We start from the raw sequence: 18,942 nt of genomic DNA on the forward strand, positions 1-18,942 counted from the left end.
AAAAAAGACCTCCCGAAGGAGGCCCTTTTTCATCACGCCACGTTAAGCAGCGCTACCGGATCAGCAGCTGTAGTACAGCTCGTATTCCAGTGGGTGTACGAAGGTGCGGACCTTGATTTCTTCTTCGCTTTTCAGGGCGATGTAGGCATCGATAAAGTCGTCGCTGAACACGCCGCCTTTGGTCAGGAACGCACGGCCCTTGTCCAGCTCTTCCAGGGCTTCTTTCAGGCTGCCGCACACTTGTGGGATCTCTTTGGCCTCTTCAGGCGGCAGGTCGTACAAGTTTTTGTCGGCGGCGTCGCCAGGGTGGATCTTGTTCTGGATACCGTCCAGGCCGGCCATGACCAGGGCAGCGAAGGCCAGGTATGGGTTGGCCGCTGGATCCGGGAAACGGGCTTCGATACGGCGAGCGCGAGGGCTGGACACGTAAGGAATACGGATCGAGGCGGAGCGGTTGCGAGCCGAGTAGGCCAGCATCACTGGCGCTTCGAAACCTGGGACCAGACGCTTGTAGGAGTTGGTCGACGGGTTGGTGAAGCCGTTCAGGGCCTTACCGTGCTTGATGATACCGCCGATGAAGTACAGGGCGGTGTCGGACAGGCCGGCATAACCTTCGCCAGCGAAGGTGTTCTTGCCTTCTTTGGCGATGGACAGGTGAACGTGCATACCCGAACCGTTATCGCCGTACAGCGGCTTAGGCATGAAGGTAGCGGTACGGCCGTAGGCATCAGCCACGTTGTGTACGCAGTACTTCAGGGTCTGTACTTCGTCAGCCTTGGCAACCAGGGTGTTGAACTTCACACCGATTTCGTTCTGGCCGGCAGTCGCCACTTCGTGGTGGTGAACTTCGATGACCAGGCCCATTTCTTCCATGGCGTTGCACATGGAGGTACGGATTTCGTGGTCGTGGTCGAACGGAGGAACCGGGAAGTAGCCGCCTTTGATACCTGGACGGTGGCCTTTGTTGCCGCCTTCCACGTCCTGGTCGGACATCCACGAACCTTGTTCGGAGAAGATTTTGAACATGGAGCCAGAGATGTCGGACTTGAACTTGACCGAATCAAAGATGAAGAATTCTGGTTCCGGACCTACGAATACGGTGTCGCCGATACCGGTCGACTTCAGGTATTCCTCGGCACGCTTGGCGATCGCACGTGGGTCACGGTCGTAGCCTTGCATGGTCGAAGGCTCGATCACGTCGCAGACGATGATCAGCGTTGGGTCTTCGGTGAACGGGTCGAGTACGGCGGTGCTGTCGTCCGGCATCAGGATCATGTCGGAAGCTTCGATGCCTTTCCAGCCGGCAATGGAGGAACCGTCGAACATTTTGCCTTCTTCGAAGAAGGCGTCATCCAGCGCGTCGCGAGCCGGCATGGTCACGTGGTGCTGAGTGCCTTTTGTGTCCGTGAAGCGCAGATCAATCCATTTGACGTCATGATCTTTGATGAGTTGAACCGACTTCGACATAGTGTCCTCCGGGTGGCTTCGGGCTGGGGTAGTGGAGTAGCCCTTAGAATGTGGGTGATGCCGGCGCGAATACTCGACCAAGGCAACCTGCCTCACAAGAGAGCAAATTGCATGCCAGTGCCCCGACATGGGTTTTTTGCCACAAAAACGCCCCTATAAAGGTGCAATCCGCTGAAGCGGAAGAAAATGCGCACCGCAATGTAGCGCGAATTTTTATTTATGACCTGTTTTGGTGCGCTAAAGGTTCGATGCATATTAACTGGTTAAACCTTGAGCGATTTCCGCTATAATCCGCGCCCCCCTTTTTCGGCTGGGCCTGCGCGCGCTGTTTTCATGAAATTAATCGTTAAAGTCTTCCCCGAGATCACCATCAAGAGCCGACCGGTACGGATGCGTTTCATCCGTCAATTGGCCAAGAACATCCGTGCCGTGCTCCGCGATCTGGACCCGGCGGTGGTGGTGAGCGGTGTGTGGGACAATCTCGAGCTGGAAACCCGCCTCACAGACCCCAAGGCCTTGAAGGACATGACCGAGCGCCTGAGCTGCGTGCCGGGCATCGCGCATTTCCTGCAGGTCGACGAGTACCCGTTGGGTGACTTCGACGACATCACCGAAAAGTGCAAACAGCACTACGGCGATGTGCTGGCGGGCAAGGTTTTTTCGGTGCGTTGCAAACGCGCCGGCAAGCACCCGTTCAGCTCCATGGATGTCGAAAAATACGTGGGCAGCAAGCTGCGTCGCGAGTGCGGCGCCGCCGGAATTTCCCTGAAAGCGCCGCAAATTGAAGTGCGGATGGAAATTCGCGACCAACGGTTGTTTGTGATCCACAGCCAGCACGACAGCATCGGCGGCTACCCGCTGGGTGCCCTGGAACAGACCCTGGTCTTGATGTCCGGCGGTTTCGATTCCACCGTCGCGGCCTACCAGATCATGCGCCGCGGGCTGATGAGCCACTTCTGCTTCTTTAACCTGGGCGGACGTGCACACGAATTGGGCGTGATGGAAGTCGCGCATTACATCTGGAAGAAGTACGGCAGCTCGCAACGGGTGCTGTTTGTCAGCGTACCGTTCGAGGAAGTCCTGGGAGAAATTCTCGGGAAAGTCGATAACAGTCATATGGGCGTAGTATTGAAGCGTATGATGTTGCGCGCTGCGTCCCGAATCGCGGATCGGCTGGAAATCGACGCACTGGTCACCGGTGAAGCGATTTCCCAGGTGTCCAGCCAGACCCTGCCGAACCTGTCGTTGATCGACTCTGTGACCGAGAAGCTGGTATTGCGCCCGCTGATCGCCAGTCACAAGCAAGACATCATCGACCTGGCGACCCAGATCGGCACGGCGGATTTCGCCAGGCACATGCCGGAATATTGCGGGGTCATCTCGGTGAACCCCAAGACCCACGCCAAACGCAACCGCGTGGAGTACGAAGAACAACAGTTCGACATGGCGGTGCTCGAGCGAGCGCTTGAGAACGCCAAACTGGTGCCGATCGATCGGGTTATCGACGAATTGGGCCAGGATTTGCAGATCGAAGAAGTCAGCGAGGCTCTGGCCGGTCAGATCATCATCGACATCCGTCACCCGGATGCCGCTGAAGACGAGCCGCTGGAAATTGCTGGCATCGACGTACAAACGCTGCCGTTCTATGCACTGAATGCGCGTTTCAAGGAACTGGATGACAGCCGTCAGTACCTGTTGTATTGCGACAAAGGCGTGATGAGTCGCCTGCATGCCCACCATTTGCTCAGTGAGGGGCATGCCAATGTGCGCGTTTATCGACCGAGCTAAGAGCCCGGGGCTGTTTGCCTGTGGCCTGCGTCACCGGCCCCCCGACTCTGCCGTCAAGCTGTAACGGCAAGGCCTGACTCTACTGTTAATCGCTGCCACGACCTGTCAGCACACCGAATCCTCTGATCGAGATACACAAGTGATCGAAAATCTACGCAACATCGCCATCATTGCTCACGTTGACCATGGTAAGACCACCCTGGTAGACAAACTCTTGCGTCAATCCGGCACCCTGGAGCGCAACGAGCTCAACGACGAACGCGTGATGGACTCCAACGACCAGGAGAAAGAGCGCGGTATTACCATTCTGGCGAAAAACACCGCCATCAACTGGAACGGCTACCACATCAACATCGTGGACACCCCGGGCCACGCCGACTTCGGCGGCGAAGTTGAACGCGTAATGTCGATGGTTGACTCCGTTCTGCTGCTGGTTGACGCTCAAGACGGCCCTATGCCGCAAACCCGTTTCGTGACCAAGAAGGCTTTCGAAGCCGGCCTGCGTCCGATCGTGTGCATCAACAAGGTTGACCGTCCAGGCGCGCGTCCGGACTGGGTTCTGGATCAGATCTTCGACCTGTTCGACAACCTGGGTGCTACCGAAGAACAGCTGGATTTCCAGGTGATCTACGCCTCTGCCCTGAACGGTATTGCCGGCCTGGAACACACCGCCATGGCGGAAGACATGACCCCGCTGTACCAGGCAATCGTTGACCACGTTCCACCACCGAAGGTTGACCGTGAAGGCCCGTTCCAGATGCAAATCTCGGCACTGGACTACAACAGCTTCCTGGGTGTTATCGGCGTTGGCCGTATCGCTCGTGGTAGCGTCAAGCCGAACACCCCGGTTGTCGCCATTGGCGCCGACGGCAAGAAACGCAACGGTCGTATCCTGAAGCTGATGGGTCACCACGGCCTGCACCGCATCGACGTTGAAGAAGCGTTTGCCGGTGACATCGTGTGCGTGAGCGGTATGGACTCGCTGTTCATCTCCGACACCCTGTGCCAGCCGGACACCGTCGAGGCGATGAAGCCTCTGACCGTTGACGAGCCAACCGTTTCCATGACCTTCCAGGTAAACGACTCGCCTTTCTGCGGTAAAGAAGGCAAGTTCGTGACTTCCCGTAACATCAAGGAACGTCTGGACAAAGAGCTGCTGTACAACGTTGCTCTGCGCGTTGAAGAAGGCGACTCGGCTGACAAGTTCAAGGTTTCCGGCCGTGGTGAGCTGCACCTCTCGGTACTGATCGAAACCATGCGTCGCGAAGGCTTCGAAATGGGCGTTGGTCGTCCTGAAGTGATCATCCGTCAGGTTGACGGCGTGAAGCAGGAACCGTTTGAAAACGTCACCATCGACACCCCTGAAGAATCCCAGGGCAAGGTCATGGAAGAGATGGGCCTGCGTAAGGGCGACCTGACCAACATGGTGCCGGATGGCAAAGGCCGTGTGCGTCTGGAATACAACATCCCTGCGCGTGGTCTGATCGGTTTCCGTAACCAGTTCCTGACCCTGACCAACGGTGCTGGCATCCTGACCTCGATCTTTGATCGCTACGACACCATGAAGTCCGGCGACATGTCCGGTCGTCAGAACGGTGTTCTGGTATCGGTAGAAACCGGCAAGGCGCTGACCTACTCCCTGGAAACCCTCCAGGCGCGTGGCAAGCTGTTCGTTGAACACGGTCAAGAGATCTACAACGGTCAGATCGTTGGTCTGAACAGCCGTGACAACGACATGGGCGTCAACCCAACCAAAGGCAAGAAGCTCGACAACATGCGTGCTTCGGGTAAAGACGAAACCATCGCTCTGGTTCCACCTGTTCGCTTCACCCTGGAACAGGCCCTGGAATTCATCCAGGACGACGAGCTGTGCGAAGTCACGCCTAAGTCGATCCGCCTGCGTAAGAAGATCCTGGACGAAGGCGAGCGCACCCGCGCTGCCAAGAAAGCCAAGAACTGAGTTAACTCAGGCTGAATGAAAAACGCCCCCGGTCGAAAGGCCGGGGGCGTTTTTTTATGCCTGCAAAATCTGTAGTGACTGTGCGGGCCCCTTCGCGAGCAAGCCCGCTCCCACATTCGACCGCGTTTTTTCAGGATGAGTGAGGTCAAGTGTGGGAGCGGGCTTGCTCGCGAAAGCGGTAGTTCAAGCAATAAGAATCTGGATCAGAACTTGTCGAGGGTCTTGAATTTGGTCTCGCGCACCACTTCCTTCGGCTTGTACGCGCAATACCCCGGCCGCGGTCCGATTTTCGGGTGATTGCGGCAAGTATCCGGGCGCTTGTCATAAATAGTGCAGAAGCGGCTCTTACGATCCAGGTACAGGCAATCGTTGTTGCTCATGCGCTGCAGGGTAAAGATCTCGGATTTGGCGTTGAAGCGCTCGACGATGCCTTCCTTCTGCAAGCGCTTGGCGATGTTCTTCGGCGGGTCGCCACGCTCGAATTCATCGACGATGCCGATGCGGATCAGGTCCTTGATCTTCACCTCAACCGGCAGGGTGCAGCAGCTCGACACACAGCCGCCACACATATGGCTTGAGTATTTCTGCCAGGTCTCGAGACGGTCGAGTTCCGCGGCGGCGATCAGTTGAGGCTTCATCAGGTTTCCAAGAGGGGTGTTATCCGGCGCGGGATCATACCGGAACTGGTGGTTTTTTGAACAATATCTTCCAGATTTCAGCTCGAAGGCTGTGACGGGCCACAAACGGGCACGGCCCCTGCATCAATTTCCCGCAAAGGTGAATGAGTTAAAAAACTGCCGAACCAGAGCGTCTACCGTCTGTCAGACCGTCTAGGCTCTAGCAACTCCTTCTATCTCGCCCGAGGTCGCATCGATGTCTCAGGAACCGCTTGTACGTGAAGCAGAGGTAGCCGCATTTCGCGATGCCGTCTTGACCAAACTGACCTACGCGGTGGGCAAGGACCCCGATCATGCCTTCGACCACGACTGGTTCGAAGCTATCGCACTGGCCGCCCGCGACCACATGGTCGACCACTGGATGGACCACACGCGACACATCTACCGCAAGGGACAGAAGCGGGTCTATTACCTCTCGCTGGAATTCCTGATCGGCCGTCTGCTCTACGACAGCCTGAGCAATCTCGGCTTGCTGGACGTGGCCCGTGAGGCCATGAGTGAGCTGGGTGTGGACATGGAGCGCATTCGCCTGCTGGAGCCCGACGCGGCACTGGGCAACGGTGGCCTCGGCCGCCTGGCGGCGTGCTTTATGGAAAGCATGTCGACCCTGGGCATTGCAGGCCACGGCTATGGCATTCGTTATGAGCATGGGCTGTTCCGCCAGGCAATTGTCGACGGCTGGCAGCAGGAACAAACCGAGCGCTGGCTGGATTTCGGCAACCCCTGGGAGTTCGAGCGCGCCGAAGTGATCTACCCGATCGGTTTTGGCGGTGGTGTGGAAACCGTGCTGGACGCGTCCGGCAAGTCGATCCAGGTGTGGTCACCGAATGAAACCGTACGTGCGGTAGCGTATGACACCCCGGTGGTCGGCTGGCGCGGCGCAAGCGTCAACACCTTGCGCCTGTGGCGTGCCCGGGCGGTGGAAGACCTGCACCTGGAGCGCTTCAACGCCGGCGACCACTTGGGCGCCGTCGCCGAAGTGGCCCGCGCCGAAAGCATCTCCCGAGTGCTTTACCCGGCCGACAGCACCGAAGCAGGGCAGGAACTGCGCCTGCGCCAGGAGTACTTCTTCGTCTCCGCCTCGCTGCAGGATTTGCTGCGTCGCCACAAGAACATGCATGGCTCGGTGTTGAGCCTGGGTGAACACGCGGCCATCCAGCTCAACGACACGCACCCGTCGATTGCGGTGGCCGAGTTGATGCGCCAGTTGGTGGACCTGCACGACATCCCGTGGGATGCCGCCTGGGACGTCACCGTCGAAACCCTGTCGTACACCAACCACACCTTGCTCCCCGAGGCTTTGGAAACCTGGCCGGTCGGCCTGATGGAGCGCATGCTGCCGCGGCACATGCAGATCATCTACCTGATCAATGCCCGGCACATCGACTCGCTGCGGGCCAAAGGCATTCACGACTTCGACGTCCTGCGCGCCGTTTCGCTGATCGAAGAAGACAACGGCCGCCGCGTACGCATGGGCAACCTGGCGTTCCTCGGCTCCCACAGCGTGAACGGCGTGTCCGGCCTGCACACCCAACTGATGCGCAGCACGGTGTTCTCCGAACTGCACAAGCTCTACCCGGACCGCATCAATAACAAAACCAACGGCATTACGTTTCGCCGCTGGTTGTTCCAGGCGAATCCAAAACTCACGGCGATGCTGGTGGAAGCGCTGGGCCCGGATATTCTCGACAACACCGAAACCCGTCTGGTTGAGCTGGAAACCTTTGCCGAGAAGCAAGCGTTCCGCAAAGCCTTCGCCGAACAGCGTCTGCACAGTAAGCGGGCACTGGCCGACATCATCCACGAGCGCCTGGGGGTTTCGGTCAACCCGGCGGCGATGTTCGATGTGCAGGTCAAGCGGATCCACGAGTACAAGCGCCAGCTGTTGAACCTGCTGCACACCGTCGCGCTGTACCAGGCGATCCGTGCCGAGCCAGGCACCGACTGGGTGCCTCGAGTGAAGATCTTCGCCGGTAAGGCGGCGGCCAGCTATCACCAGGCCAAGCTGATCATCAAGCTGACCAACGACATCGCCCGTACCGTCAACAACGACCCCACCGTGCGCGGTTTGCTCAAGGTGGTGTTCCTGCCCAACTACAACGTCAGCCTGGCGGAAAGCATCATTCCGGCGGCCGACCTGTCGGAGCAGATTTCCACTGCCGGCTTTGAAGCGTCGGGCACCAGCAACATGAAATTCGGCCTCAACGGCGCGCTGACCATCGGCACCATGGACGGTGCCAACGTCGAGATGCACGAGCGCGTGGGCGCCGATCACATGTTCATCTTCGGCCTCAGTGCCGAGCAGGTGGAAGCGCGCAAGCATGCCGGAGAGTTCAATGCCGGGCCAGACGTTGCCGCGTCTCATCGCTTGAACGACGTACTGCAAGCGATTCGCGGCGGGGTGTTCTCGCCGGATGATCCGGGCCGTTATGCCGGGTTGGTGGATTCGCTGATCGACTACGACCGCTTCCTGGTCTGTGCCGACTTTGATTCCTACTGGGATGCCCAGGCGCGGGTCGAAGCCCACTGGCACGACTCCAAGGAATGGTGGCGCTCGGCGGTGCTCAATACCGCGCGCATGGGGTGGTTCTCGTCGGACCGGACCATCCGGGAGTATGCGACGGAGATCTGGAAAGCTCTGGACTGAGTTTTTCTTAATCTGTGCCCCAAGGCCCAACCTGTGTTGGGCCTTGTCGATATACTAAGCGCCGGTTCCGCCCGCTTCGGGCTGCTTAGGGATATCCACCATGCAATGGATTTTCATGCTGATTGGCCTGGTGCTCGGCTGGACGCTCGATGAGTCGTTCAGTGATGCGGGCATTGGTGCGTTGCTCGGTTTGGGCATTGGCCAGGCGATTCGCCTGTCGATGCTTGCTTCGCGTACGGAGGAGCAAGGCCGTCAGCTGGAGTCTGCCCGGAACGCCCTGAAGGTGGTCGAGCAACGCCTGGCTCTGCTGGAAAGGCCTGCCGCCGTTGAAGCCCCTGAACCTGTCTTTGTCGAAGAGCCGCTGCCGGTAGCGGCGCCGCCCGAACTCGTCTGGGAATTACCCGCCGAACTGGAACCTGCCTACACAACCGTGGTGGCCGAGCCCAGCCAGCCATTGCCGGCTGACGTGTGGAGGGCTGAGCCGAGCGAAAAATTTCCTGAACAACCTGCTACGCCTGCGGTACCTCGCGGGCCCAACTTCATCGAACGTGCCATCAGCGGTGCCCGCAACTGGCTGTTCGGTGGCAACACCGTGCTGCGGGTCGGCGTGGTGCTGTTGTTCCTCGGCCTGGCTTTCCTGCTGCGTTATGCCACTGAAGGCATGGTGGTGCCGATCGAGCTGCGTTATGCCGGTGTTGCCGGCTGTGCGTTGGCCTTGCTGGGGCTGGGTTGGTGGCTGCGGCTGCGCAACAGCAATTACGGGTTGATGCTGCAAGGCACCGGTATTGCGGTGCTGTACCTGACGGTGTTCGCCGCGATGCGCCTGCATCCGCTGCTTGATCCCGGTGCAGCCCTTGGCTTGCTGGTGGCTGTCACGGTGTTCTCGGCGATCCTGGCGATTACCCAAGACGCCCTCGGCCTGGCCTGCGCCGCCGCCCTCGGCGGTTTTGCCGCACCTATTCTTACGTCTACCGGCGCTGGCAATCATGTGGCGCTGTTCAGTTACTTCGCCCTGCTCAACGCGGGCATTCTCGCCATCGCCTGGTTCAAGGCCTGGCGCCTGCTCAACTTGATCGGCTTTGTCGGCACCTTCGGTATCGGCTTCGCCTGGGGCATACGCTCTTATACGCCGGAGTTGCTGGGGAGCACCGAGCCGTTCCTGATTGTGTTTTTCCTGATGTACCTGGGCATTGGCCTGTTGTTCGCCCGGCGCAAGTTGCTGGAGATGCGCGACGCGCCGGACGATGACAGCCGTGGCGCGCTGCTGCGTTGGTCGGCGGCCAAGGGCGACTATGTCGACGGCAGCATGCTGTTCGGTCCGCCGCTGGTGGGTTTCGGGCTGCAGTTTGCGCTGGTGCAGCACCTGGAGTTTGCCGCCGCGTTCAGCGCGCTGGCCCTGGGCATTATCTACATGGGCCTGGCCCGTTTGTTGAGCGGCGGTCGCGCCTTGCTGCTGGCGGAAACCTGCCTGGCGCTGGGTGTGATCTTTGCCAGCCTGGCGATTCCCCTGGGCCTCGATGCACGCTGGACGGCGGCAGCCTGGGCCGTGGAAGGCGCCGGGATCTTCTGGCTCGGCCTGCGCCAGCAACGGCCGTTGGCGCGGGCGTTTGGCTTGCTGTTGCAAGTCGGCTCGGCGCTGGCGTTCCTCAGCGAATTGCGGGTGGGCGAGACCAGTCTGTTGGATGGCGCACCGTTGGGTGCGTTGTTGCTGGGTGCGGCATTGCTGTTCAGTTTCTTCCAGTTGCGCAAAGCCCCGACTGAGCAGGCGGCGTTGTGGGAACGTCGTGGCTTGCCGGTGTTGGCCAGCGTCGGCCTGGGTTTCTTGTACCTGCTTGCGCCGCTGCTGCTGTCGACCCAAGGCACCGCCATCAGCTGGGCGCTTGCGGGCCTTGCGACTTTGCTGGTCGGTCTGCGCATCGGCTCGCGTACGTTCCTCTTCACCGCGTTTGCCGTGCAACTGCTGGGTGGGGCGCTGTTCCTGCTGCGGTTGCGGACGGGCGCCGATTCCGGCGCGGTGTTCAGTGCGGGTTGGAGCGGGCTGCTCACGGCTTCGCTGATTGGCCTGGCGTTGATCGGCGGCATGCTGCTGGCCGCGCGGGACACGATGGTGCGCAGCGATGTGCGGTTGTTGCGTGGCCTGTCGGTGGTGTTGTTGGCCGGGCTGGTGCTGATCAACCTCGCGGTGCTGTTTGTGCTGCCATGGGAGACCGCCAGCGGCGTGTGGGCGGCCAGTGGTTTGTTGATCATCTGGCTGAGCCTGTATCTGCAACAGCGCGTCAGTTTTGTGTTCGGGTTGTTGCTGCAAGTGATCGGTGGCGCTTCGTTCCTGATCGCGGTGCCGGACCTGCTCGGGCCGCTGACCAGCGAGGGTTTGCGGCCTTTGGGCCATAGCGGCTTCTGGACGCCAATGGTGCTCGGGCTGGCAGCACTGGTCGGTGCCTGGCGCTTGCAGCGCCGGCCGCATGCACCGGTGCTCGAAGCGCTGAGTTTGCAGCGGCTGTCCGACGTGCTGCTGGTGTGGGGCGCGGGCTGGTGGACGCTGGCGTTGGTCTGTGAAGTGCTGCGTTTTGCGCCGTCGATGCTGCAAGGCACCTGGCTGTTGGCGGTGGCGGCGGTGATTGTGGCGATCTGGGCCGTATTGGCCTTGCGGCTGCAATGGGCGTCGCTGGGCTTGCTGTGCACGCTGTTGATGCCGGCGGCGGGCGTGGTGTTGCTGGGCGCGTGGGACACGCGTTATCACCCGGCGGCGAATTTCGCCTGGCTGGCGTGGGCAGCGGTATTTGCGGTGCACTTCATGTCGCTGCGGCGCCTGGCGTTGGTCATCCCGCAAAAAGCCCTGGGCGCCGCGCACGTGCTCGGTTGCTGGCTGCTGATCGGCGTGCTGGCGCTGGAGTTGCGCTACGGCCTGTTGCTGCTGTCGGAGGAGTACAACGCCTGGCGCTGGCTGGGCTGGGCGATTCTGCCGAGCCTTTACCTGGTGCTGGCCGCTGCGCCGCGCCGTTGGCCGTGGCCGGTGTCGGCGTACCCACGCGAGTACCGGTTGTATGCCGCGCTGCCGCTGGCGGTGCTGATGCTCGGCTGGTTCTGGCTGGCTAATATCTTCAGCGACGGCACCGCCGAGCCGTTGCCGTATGTACCGCTGCTTAACCCGTTGGATCTGGGATTGTTGTTCGCACTGCTGGGTGTGTACCTGTGGTCTCGCAGTGCCGCACCAGAACGCGGGCCGCGCGCCGAGCTGGTCGCCCAGGCGGTCGCCGGTGCGTCGTTGTTCGCCTTCTTCACCGCGCTGGTGATGCGCACGGCTCACCATTGGGGCGGCGTGCCGTTCCATCTGGATGCGTTGCTGGAGTCGATGCTGGTGCAAGCCGGGCTGTCGATCGTCTGGACCCTGATTGCCCTGAGCCTGATGATCGGCGGCCATCTGCGTCATCGGCGAGAGGTGTGGCTGATCGGTGCGGCGTTGATTGCCGTGGTGGTCGCCAAATTGTTCTTCGTCGAATTGAGCAACCGTGGCGGGCTGGCGCGGATCGTATCGTTTATCGGTGTGGGCGGGCTGTTGCTGGTGGTGGGCTATTTCGCCCCGCTGCCGCCCAAGCGCGCCGAGCCGGTGGTTGAAACTGAAGGAGTGGCCTCTTGATGGGCAAGCTGAGTGTGGCGCTGTTGGGGTTGTGTACAACGTTCTCGGCGTGGGGTCAGGAAACGCCCGCCGATTTCACCACGCGGGTACCGCTGACGGTCAGCGGCGAAGGCCCGTGGTACCGCTTGGAGCTGCCGCTGGCGGTGCAATTGAGCGCCCGTCAGGCCGACCTGAGTGATGTGCGGGTGTTCAACGCAGCCGGCGAACCCCAGGCCTACGCGCTGGCGCGGCAGTCGGCGCAAAGCACCGAAAGCCGTAGCCTGTCCAACGTGAAGTGGTTCCCGTTGTACGCCGCGGCCGACTCCGCTGAAGCCGTGCCCAGCGTGCGTGTGCAATCCACGTCCACCGGCACGTTGGTGCAAGTGCAGCCGCCTAGCCAATTGGAGGCCGGCGAAGAGGTCCTGCGCGGCTGGTTGCTCGACGCCAGTGGGATCAAGGCGCCGTTGCAGCAACTGATCCTCGATTGGACCAGCGAGCGCGACGGCTTCCAGCGCTTCAGCATCGAAGCCAGTGATGACTTGCAGCACTGGCGCGCCTGGGGCGAAGGGCAGGTGGCGCGACTGTCGTTTGCCGATGAGCGGGTCGAGCAGCACGAAGTGAGTTTGCCGGGGCAGTCGGCGCGTTACCTGCGTCTGCTCTGGAAAGGCCAGGCCGCACCGGCACTGACGTCGGCGCAGGTGGAGAGTGTCAGCGCCCATAGCCTGCCGTTACCGCTGGTGTGGTCGCAGCCGTTGTCGGGCAGCCGTCTCAAGGCCGGGGAATACAGCTGGCAGTTGCCCAGCGCACTGAATGTCGAACGCTTGCGAATCGACCTGAGCCAACCCAACAGCCTTGCACCAGTCACTCTGTCGGGCCGCCGAGAGAGCAATCAGGCCTGGCAGCCCTTGAGCAGCGGCTTGCTCTACCGGCTGACGCAAAATGGCCAGGACGTTTTGCAGAATGAATTACAGCTGCCAGGCCAGGCTGTTGCCCAGCTCAAGCTCGATGTGGACGAGCGCGGCGGTGGCCTGGGTGTTGAGGCCCCGACCTTGAGCTTTGCGGTGCGGGCCACGCAGTTGGTATTCCTGGCGCGGGGCGAACCACCGTTCACCTTGGCATTGGGCAATCCGTCGGTGAAAGGTGCGAATTTGCCGCTGTCGACGTTGATCCCGGATTACAGCGCTGAACGCTTCGCCGCGCTTGGGCAAGCCAACGTGGCGGGCGAAGCGGTGGTGAGTTCGCCTGCGGTTGCGACCCCTGTCGATGCGGGGCCGAACTGGAAAAAGCTCGGTCTTTGGGCCGTGCTGCTGCTCGGTGTGGCGGCACTCGGAGCCATGGCCTACAGTTTGCTGCGCAAGCCGCCGGTGGCACGTTAAATAAAGTCCATGAACTCTATTGGGTTTAAATCCTCTGATAGGAGGAAATACGCCCCGACTCGCGTTAAACTGCGCGGGTTTTTAGCCCCCACTTTCCGGAGCCTTCCATGTCCCGCGTTACCCTGAGTCGCTATTTGATCGAGCAGACCCGCAGCAACAACACGCCTGCCGATCTGCGCTTCCTTATCGAAGTGGTGGCGCGTGCTTGCAAGGAAATCAGCCACGCCGTCTCCAAAGGCGCGTTGGGTGGTGTCCTGGGCAGCATGGGCACTGAAAACGTACAAGGCGAAGTGCAGAAGAAGCTCGACGTGATTTCCAACGAAATCCTGCTGGAAGCCAACGAATGGGGCGGTCACCTGGCCGGCATGGCGTCCGAAGAAATGGACAATGCCTACCAGATCCCGGGCAAATACCCGAAAGGCGCCTACCTGCTGGTATTCGACCCGTTGGACGGTTCGTCGAACATCGACATCAACGCGCCGGTTGGCACCATCTTCTCGGTACTGCGTTGCCCGAACGAATACCTGAGCCAGAACGAAGCCCTGAACGAAAAGGCCTTCCTGCAGCCAGGTACCCAGCAGGTCGCTGCCGGTTACGCGATCTACGGCCCACAGACCATGTTGGTACTGACACTGGGCGACGGCGTCAAAGGCTTCACCCTGGACCGTGAAATGGGCAGCTTCGTGCTCACCCACGAAGACATCACCATTCCTGCGTCCACCCAGGAATTTGCGATCAACATGTCCAACCAGCGCCACTGGGAAGAGCCGGTTACCCGCTATGTGGGTGAGTTGATGGCAGGCGAAGAAGGTCCGTTGAAGAAGAACTTCAACATGCGCTGGGTGGCTGCGATGGTTGCCGACGTGCACCGTATCCTGACCCGTGGTGGCTTGTTCATGTACCCACGTGACAGCCGCGAGCCGTCCAAGCCGGGCAAACTGCGCCTGATGTACGAAGCCAACCCGATGTCGTTCCTGGTTGAGCAGGCGGGCGGTGCGTCCACCGACGGCCACCAGCGCATCCTCGACATCCAGCCTGAAGGCCTGCACCAGCGTGTGGCGGTGTTCCTGGGGTCGAAGGAAGAAGTTGAGCGTGTGACCGGCTACCACAAGGCGTAAGCCTGGTTACCTGTAGGAGCGAGCTTGCTCGCGAAGAGCGTTAACGATGACACGGGCTGCCTGGTTGCCCGCGCCGCCTGAACGTTTTTTGCGAGCAAGCTCGCTCCTACAGTGGTTTCATTCGCTTGACTGAGCCCCGAAACGTTTCAGCGTTTTCGGGGCTTTTTTGTTTTCGCTCGTCGGGAACCAGACACCTCTTTTCCCTTCTAAGCTTCTGGCAGACCCCCAAGCTGCTTCGTCTCTCCAGGAGTTATTCCATGTCGTTACGCCGTCTCGCCCTGTTGTCGTTTTGCGTGCTTCTGGCCGCTTGCAGCAAGGTCACCCAAGAAAATTACGCAAAACTGTCGGCCGGCATGCCCAAGGCCGAAGTGGAGTCGTTGCTGGGTAAGCCGACTGATTGTTCTGGCGCGCTGGGTATGTCCAGTTGCACCTGGGGCGATAAAAACAGCTTTATCAGCGTGCAATACGCCGGTGACAAAGTACTGATTTTTTCCGGGCAAGGCCTGAAGTAAACCGGGGCGAAAGCCTGCGGGAGAAAAACAACATGATGCGTTTCGTTCTATACCTCTGCGCCAGCCTGTTTTTGGCGGGCTGCGCCAGCCATTCTGGCGATGATCTGCAACCCAAGACTGTCGGCAGCGTCAACCTCAAGCGTTACCAGGGCACCTGGTATGAGTTGGCCCGTTTGCCGATGTACTTCCAGCGCAATTGCGCACAGTCCGAAGCCCGCTACACGCTGTTGCCCGATGGCAATATGTCGGTGTTCAACCGCTGCCTGACGCCTGAGTGGAAATGGCAAGAAGCCAAGGGCACGGCCACGCCGCAGGTCGCCGGCAGGACCGACAAACTGTGGGTGGAATTCAATAACTGGTTCACCTCGCTGTTGCCGGGCGTGGCCAAGGGCGATTACTGGGTGCTGTACGTCAGCGATGACTACAAGACCGCCATTGTCGGCAGCCCTAGCCGGCGCTACATGTGGTTATTGTCGCGCACGCCGACGGTCAGCGCCGACACCCGCGAAGACCTGCTGAGCAGGGCGCGACAACAGGGGTATGACACCACGCGCTTGATCTGGCGTACGTCGGACAAGCAGATGGCGAAGACTTCTCAGTAATACAAAACAGCGCCAATCCAATGTGGGAGCGGGCTTGCTCGCGAAGGCGGTGTGACAGTCACCGACGTGTTGACTGATCCACCGCTTTCGCGAGCAAGCCCGCTCCCACATTTGTTATGTGTCGTCTGTTAGCCCAGCAAATCCCGCAGAACCTGGGTAAACGCCCGGCTGCTTTCTTCTTCGGCGGCGTGATGCCCTTCGCGAATCACCCACTGGCCGTTGACCAGCACATCGCGCACCTGGCGATCACCACCGGCAAACAGCCAGCGATTGAGAATCCCGTCTTCGTTTGCCGTCGCCAGGTACGGATCGTTGCCATCCAGCACCAGCCAGTCCGCACGCTTGCCGACTTCCAGGCGCCCAATCGGCTGCCCCAGCGCTTCGGCACCGCCGTCCAGCGCGGCATCGAACAGCGTACGGCCGACCATCGGTTGATCGCTGCGATACAGCCGGTTGCGTCGCTGGTCCCGCAGCCGCTGCCCATATTCCAGCCAGCGCAATTCTTCCACTACGCTCAGCGATACATGGCTGTCGGAACCAATCCCCATGCGCCCGCCCTGGGCCAGGAAGTCCACCGCCGGGAAAATTCCGTCCCCCAGGTTGGCTTCAGTGGTCAGGCACAGCCCGGCAATCGCCCGGCTCTTGGCCATCAACGTCACTTCTTCCGGGTTGGCGTGGGTGGCGTGCACCAGGCACCAGCGCTGATCCACTTCAACATGGTCATACAACCATTGCAGCGGACGCTGGCCGCTCCAGGCCAGGCAGTCGTCGACTTCCTTTTGCTGCTCGGCGATATGGATATGCACCGGGCACGTCTTGTCGCTGGCGGCCAGCACGTCGCTGATCTGTTGTGGTGTTACCGCGCGCAGCGAGTGAAAGCACAGGCCCAGTTGTTGCGCCGGTTGCGCAGCCAGAATCGGTTGCAGGCGTGATTGCAGGTTCAGGTAATGCTCGGTGCTGTTGATAAAGCGCCGCTGGCCTTCATTGGGTGCCTGGCCGCCAAAACCGGAGTGGCTGTAGAGCACCGGCAGCAAGGTCAGGCCGATACCGCTGCTGGCGGCGGCCTGGCTGATTTGTTGCGACAGCTCGGCGGGGTCTGCATAAGGCTGGCCGCTGACGTCGTGGTGCACGTAGTGAAATTCGGCCACCGAGGTGTAGCCGGCCTTGAGCATTTCGATATACAGCTGGCGCGCGATGATCTGCAGTTGGTCGGGGCTGATCTTGCCAACCATCCGGTACATCAGGTCGCGCCAGGTCCAGAAGCTGTCATTCGGGTTGCCGGCCACTTCCGCCAGCCCGGCCATCGCCCGCTGGAACGCGTGGGAATGCAGGTTCGGCATGCCCGCCAGCACCGGGCCCCTGAGCCGTTCGGCACCGTCTGCACTGGCGTTGGGCTCAACCTTGATCAGCAGGCCATCGGCGCTGACTTCAAGACGTACATCGTTGGCCCATCCATTAGGCAGCAGCGCGCGTTCGGCAAAGAAAGCGGACATGATTCAGGCACCCCGGTCGTGTGTTTATTTGTATATACATATACAGACGTTTGCCTGCTCGGTAAACTCCGGCAAGCTATGCTTCTTTTTCACCTACAAGGATTTCCCGTGCCGACTCCGCCTGCCAAGTCTCCACTGGCTGCCCACATGGACGAAAGTCCGGCGCCCTTGTACGCCCGCGTCAAACAGATGATCAGCCAGCAGATTCTCAACGGCAATTGGCCGCCGCATTATCGCGTGCCGTCGGAAAGCGAACTGGTCAACCAACTGGGCTTCAGCCGCATGACCATCAACCGCGCGCTGCGCGAGTTGACCGCCGAAGGCCTGCTGGTGCGCATGCAAGGTGTGGGCACATTCGTCGCCGAGCCCAAGAGTCAATCGGCCCTGTTTGAAGTGCACAACATCGCCGATGAGATCGCCTCGCGCGGTCATCGTCATACGTGCAAAGTCATCACCCTCGGTGAGGAAGCCGCCGGTTCCGAGCGCGCCGTCGCCCTGGAAATGCGCGAAGGCGGGCGGGTATTCCACTCGTTGATCGTGCACTACGAAAACGACATCCCGGTGCAAATCGAAGACCGCTTCGTCAACGCCCTGGTCGCGCCGGAATACCTGCAGCAGGATTTCACCCAGCAAACACCTTATGCCTACCTCAACCAGGTGGCGCCGCTGACCGAAGGCGAGCACGTGGTGGAGGCGATCCTGGCCGACGCCGATGAATGCACGTTGCTGCAAATCGAAACCAGCGAGCCATGCCTGTTGATTCGCCGCCGCACTTGGTCTGGCCGCCAGCCGGTCACGGCTGCGCGTTTGATCCACCCCGGTTCCCGTCATAGCCTGGAAGGACGTTTCAGTAAATGAGTTCGATGAAAGTCTGGCGCGCCGCCGATTACATCCGCATGCCGTGGAAAAACGGTGGCGGTAGCACTGAAGAAATCACCCGTGACGCGGGCGAGGGCCTGGACGGTTTCGGCTGGCGCCTGTCGATTGCCGATATCGCCGAGTCGGGCGGGTTCTCCACCTTTGCCGGGTACCAGCGGATCATCACCGTGCTGCAAGGCTCGGGCATGGTGCTGACAGTGGACGGCGAGGAGCAACTCGGGTTGTTACCGCTGCAGCCGTTCCCGTTCAAGGGTGACAGCCAGGTGTCCTGCCGATTGATCGGTGGGCCGATCCGCGATTTCAACCTCATCTATTCGCCGCAACGCTATCAAGCGCGGTTGCAATGGATGGACGGTACGCAGCGCTTCTTCAGCGCCGCGCACACCGTGCTGGTGTTCAGTGTGGCCGATGAGGTGAAGGTGCTCGGCGAGCGGCTGAACCGTCACGACTGCCTGCAACTGGACGGTAACACCGGCCTGCTGGACGTCAGCGTCACCGGCCGTTGCTGCGTCATCGAACTGACTGCACGGGCTTGAACAGGTGGGGGGCTTCCCCCCCACATCGTGTTTCCAATACCCCGCACCAACTTGTTACCGAATGCCCCAGCATGGCGCAAAAGCCCGCCTGAGTAACAAGCCTCCCTCCCTGTAAAAACCTCCTGCAAGAAAATTCATCAAGCTGCGAAGCCTTGTTCTTAAAGGCTTGCGCTCCCGTTCGCAAAAAATCTGTAACGGACCTCAGCCAAGTTGGCCGCCTGATTGCATATGCTTGTATGTACAAGTAAAGATGTGTGCGTAAGAGTCCATG

Annotated in this window: 13 protein-coding genes; 10 read left to right on the top strand and 3 right to left on the bottom strand. The window is 60.4% G+C overall.

The genetic code is table 11. The features are described 5' to 3' along the window. Positions 1–60: 60 nt before the first annotated feature. Positions 61–1,467 carry a glutamate--ammonia ligase gene (gene glnA / locus D109_RS0118500; RefSeq protein ID WP_003217999.1) on the bottom strand — a complete coding sequence of 469 codons (1,407 nt, stop codon included), beginning with the start codon at positions 1,465–1,467 and terminating at the stop codon, positions 61–63. 333 nt (positions 1,468–1,800) lie between these two features. Here glnA and thiI point away from each other — a divergent pair, with 333 nt between their 5' ends. Then, entirely contained in the window at positions 1,801–3,255 is a 1,455-nt protein-coding gene (gene thiI, locus D109_RS0118505) for a tRNA uracil 4-sulfurtransferase ThiI (protein WP_026078056.1), read from the top strand. Between the two features lie 139 nt (positions 3,256–3,394). Then, entirely contained in the window at positions 3,395–5,215 is a 1,821-nt protein-coding gene (typA, locus tag D109_RS0118510) for a translational GTPase TypA (protein WP_017478180.1), read from the top strand. A gap of 203 nt (positions 5,216–5,418) precedes the next feature. Here the strand turns inward: typA and D109_RS0118515 are convergent, their stop codons facing one another. After that, the gene (locus D109_RS0118515; protein WP_017478181.1) at positions 5,419–5,853 is read right to left on the bottom strand and encodes a YkgJ family cysteine cluster protein; all 435 of its coding nucleotides are present in this window, start codon (positions 5,851–5,853) and stop codon (positions 5,419–5,421) included. Between the two features lie 235 nt (positions 5,854–6,088). Between D109_RS0118515 and D109_RS0118520 the strand changes: the two genes are divergently transcribed. The 6 genes from D109_RS0118520 to D109_RS0118545 all read left to right on the top strand — a co-directional run bounded on the left by D109_RS0118520 (position 6,089) and on the right by D109_RS0118545 (position 15,763). Next, a complete protein-coding gene (locus D109_RS0118520) occupies positions 6,089–8,539 on the top strand; it encodes a glycogen/starch/alpha-glucan phosphorylase (protein ID WP_017478182.1) in 2,451 nt (816 codons plus the stop codon). A 100-nt stretch (positions 8,540–8,639) separates the two neighbouring features. Continuing rightward, on the top strand, positions 8,640–12,176 hold the full coding sequence (locus tag D109_RS0118525; protein WP_017478183.1) for a DUF2339 domain-containing protein: 3,537 nt from the start codon (positions 8,640–8,642) through the stop codon (positions 12,174–12,176). Further along, positions 12,176–13,531: a DUF3999 domain-containing protein gene (locus D109_RS0118530; RefSeq protein ID WP_017478184.1), complete on the top strand. Its 1,356-nt coding sequence runs from the start codon at positions 12,176–12,178 to the stop codon at positions 13,529–13,531. The genes D109_RS0118525 and D109_RS0118530 overlap by 1 nt, the downstream gene beginning before the upstream one ends. A 107-nt stretch (positions 13,532–13,638) precedes the next feature. Beyond that, positions 13,639–14,649, top strand: coding sequence for a class 1 fructose-bisphosphatase (locus D109_RS0118535; protein WP_017478185.1), 1,011 nt, complete (start codon positions 13,639–13,641; stop codon positions 14,647–14,649). A gap of 257 nt (positions 14,650–14,906) precedes the next feature. After that, positions 14,907–15,161 (top strand): hypothetical protein, encoded by a 255-nt coding sequence (locus tag D109_RS0118540; RefSeq protein WP_003217986.1) that lies wholly within the window; start codon positions 14,907–14,909, stop codon positions 15,159–15,161. 32 nt (positions 15,162–15,193) lie between these two features. After that, positions 15,194–15,763: a lipocalin family protein gene (locus D109_RS0118545; protein WP_017478186.1), complete on the top strand. Its 570-nt coding sequence runs from the start codon at positions 15,194–15,196 to the stop codon at positions 15,761–15,763. Positions 15,764–15,891: 128 nt separating this feature from the next. Here D109_RS0118545 and D109_RS0118550 read toward each other — a convergent pair whose 3' ends face one another. Beyond that, entirely contained in the window at positions 15,892–17,256 is a 1,365-nt protein-coding gene (locus D109_RS0118550; RefSeq protein ID WP_017478187.1) for a formimidoylglutamate deiminase, read from the bottom strand. Positions 17,257–17,334: 78 nt separating this feature from the next. On the opposite strand from D109_RS0118550, the gene hutC reads away from it, so the two are divergent. Beyond that, complete coding sequence (gene hutC / locus D109_RS0118555; RefSeq protein ID WP_177025851.1) at positions 17,335–18,114, top strand: histidine utilization repressor; 780 nt, start codon at positions 17,335–17,337, stop codon at positions 18,112–18,114. Continuing rightward, positions 18,111–18,671: a HutD family protein gene (locus D109_RS0118560; protein WP_017478189.1), complete on the top strand. Its 561-nt coding sequence runs from the start codon at positions 18,111–18,113 to the stop codon at positions 18,669–18,671. The genes hutC and D109_RS0118560 overlap by 4 nt, the downstream gene beginning before the upstream one ends. Positions 18,672–18,942 lie beyond the last annotated feature (271 nt).

The sequence above is a fragment of the Pseudomonas sp. PAMC 26793 genome (assembly GCF_000313235.1).
GTDB classification, from domain to species: domain Bacteria; phylum Pseudomonadota; class Gammaproteobacteria; order Pseudomonadales; family Pseudomonadaceae; genus Aquipseudomonas; species Aquipseudomonas yamanorum.

Excerpts from the sequence above, each read along its gene's own strand:
- glnA (WP_003217999.1), bottom strand. The coding sequence starts at position 1,467 with ATGTCGAAGTCGGTTCAACTCATCAAAGATCATGACGTCAAATGGATT.
- thiI (WP_026078056.1), top strand. The coding sequence starts at position 1,801 with ATGAAATTAATCGTTAAAGTCTTCCCCGAGATCACCATCAAGAGCCGA.
- D109_RS0118515 (WP_017478181.1), bottom strand. The coding sequence starts at position 5,853 with ATGAAGCCTCAACTGATCGCCGCCGCGGAACTCGACCGTCTCGAGACC.
- D109_RS0118520 (WP_017478182.1), top strand. The coding sequence starts at position 6,089 with ATGTCTCAGGAACCGCTTGTACGTGAAGCAGAGGTAGCCGCATTTCGC.
- D109_RS0118525 (WP_017478183.1), top strand. The coding sequence starts at position 8,640 with ATGCAATGGATTTTCATGCTGATTGGCCTGGTGCTCGGCTGGACGCTC.
- D109_RS0118530 (WP_017478184.1), top strand. The coding sequence starts at position 12,176 with ATGGGCAAGCTGAGTGTGGCGCTGTTGGGGTTGTGTACAACGTTCTCG.
- D109_RS0118535 (WP_017478185.1), top strand. The coding sequence starts at position 13,639 with ATGTCCCGCGTTACCCTGAGTCGCTATTTGATCGAGCAGACCCGCAGC.
- D109_RS0118540 (WP_003217986.1), top strand. The coding sequence starts at position 14,907 with ATGTCGTTACGCCGTCTCGCCCTGTTGTCGTTTTGCGTGCTTCTGGCC.
- D109_RS0118545 (WP_017478186.1), top strand. The coding sequence starts at position 15,194 with ATGATGCGTTTCGTTCTATACCTCTGCGCCAGCCTGTTTTTGGCGGGC.
- D109_RS0118550 (WP_017478187.1), bottom strand. The coding sequence starts at position 17,256 with ATGTCCGCTTTCTTTGCCGAACGCGCGCTGCTGCCTAATGGATGGGCC.
- hutC (WP_177025851.1), top strand. The coding sequence starts at position 17,335 with ATGCTTCTTTTTCACCTACAAGGATTTCCCGTGCCGACTCCGCCTGCC.
- D109_RS0118560 (WP_017478189.1), top strand. The coding sequence starts at position 18,111 with ATGAGTTCGATGAAAGTCTGGCGCGCCGCCGATTACATCCGCATGCCG.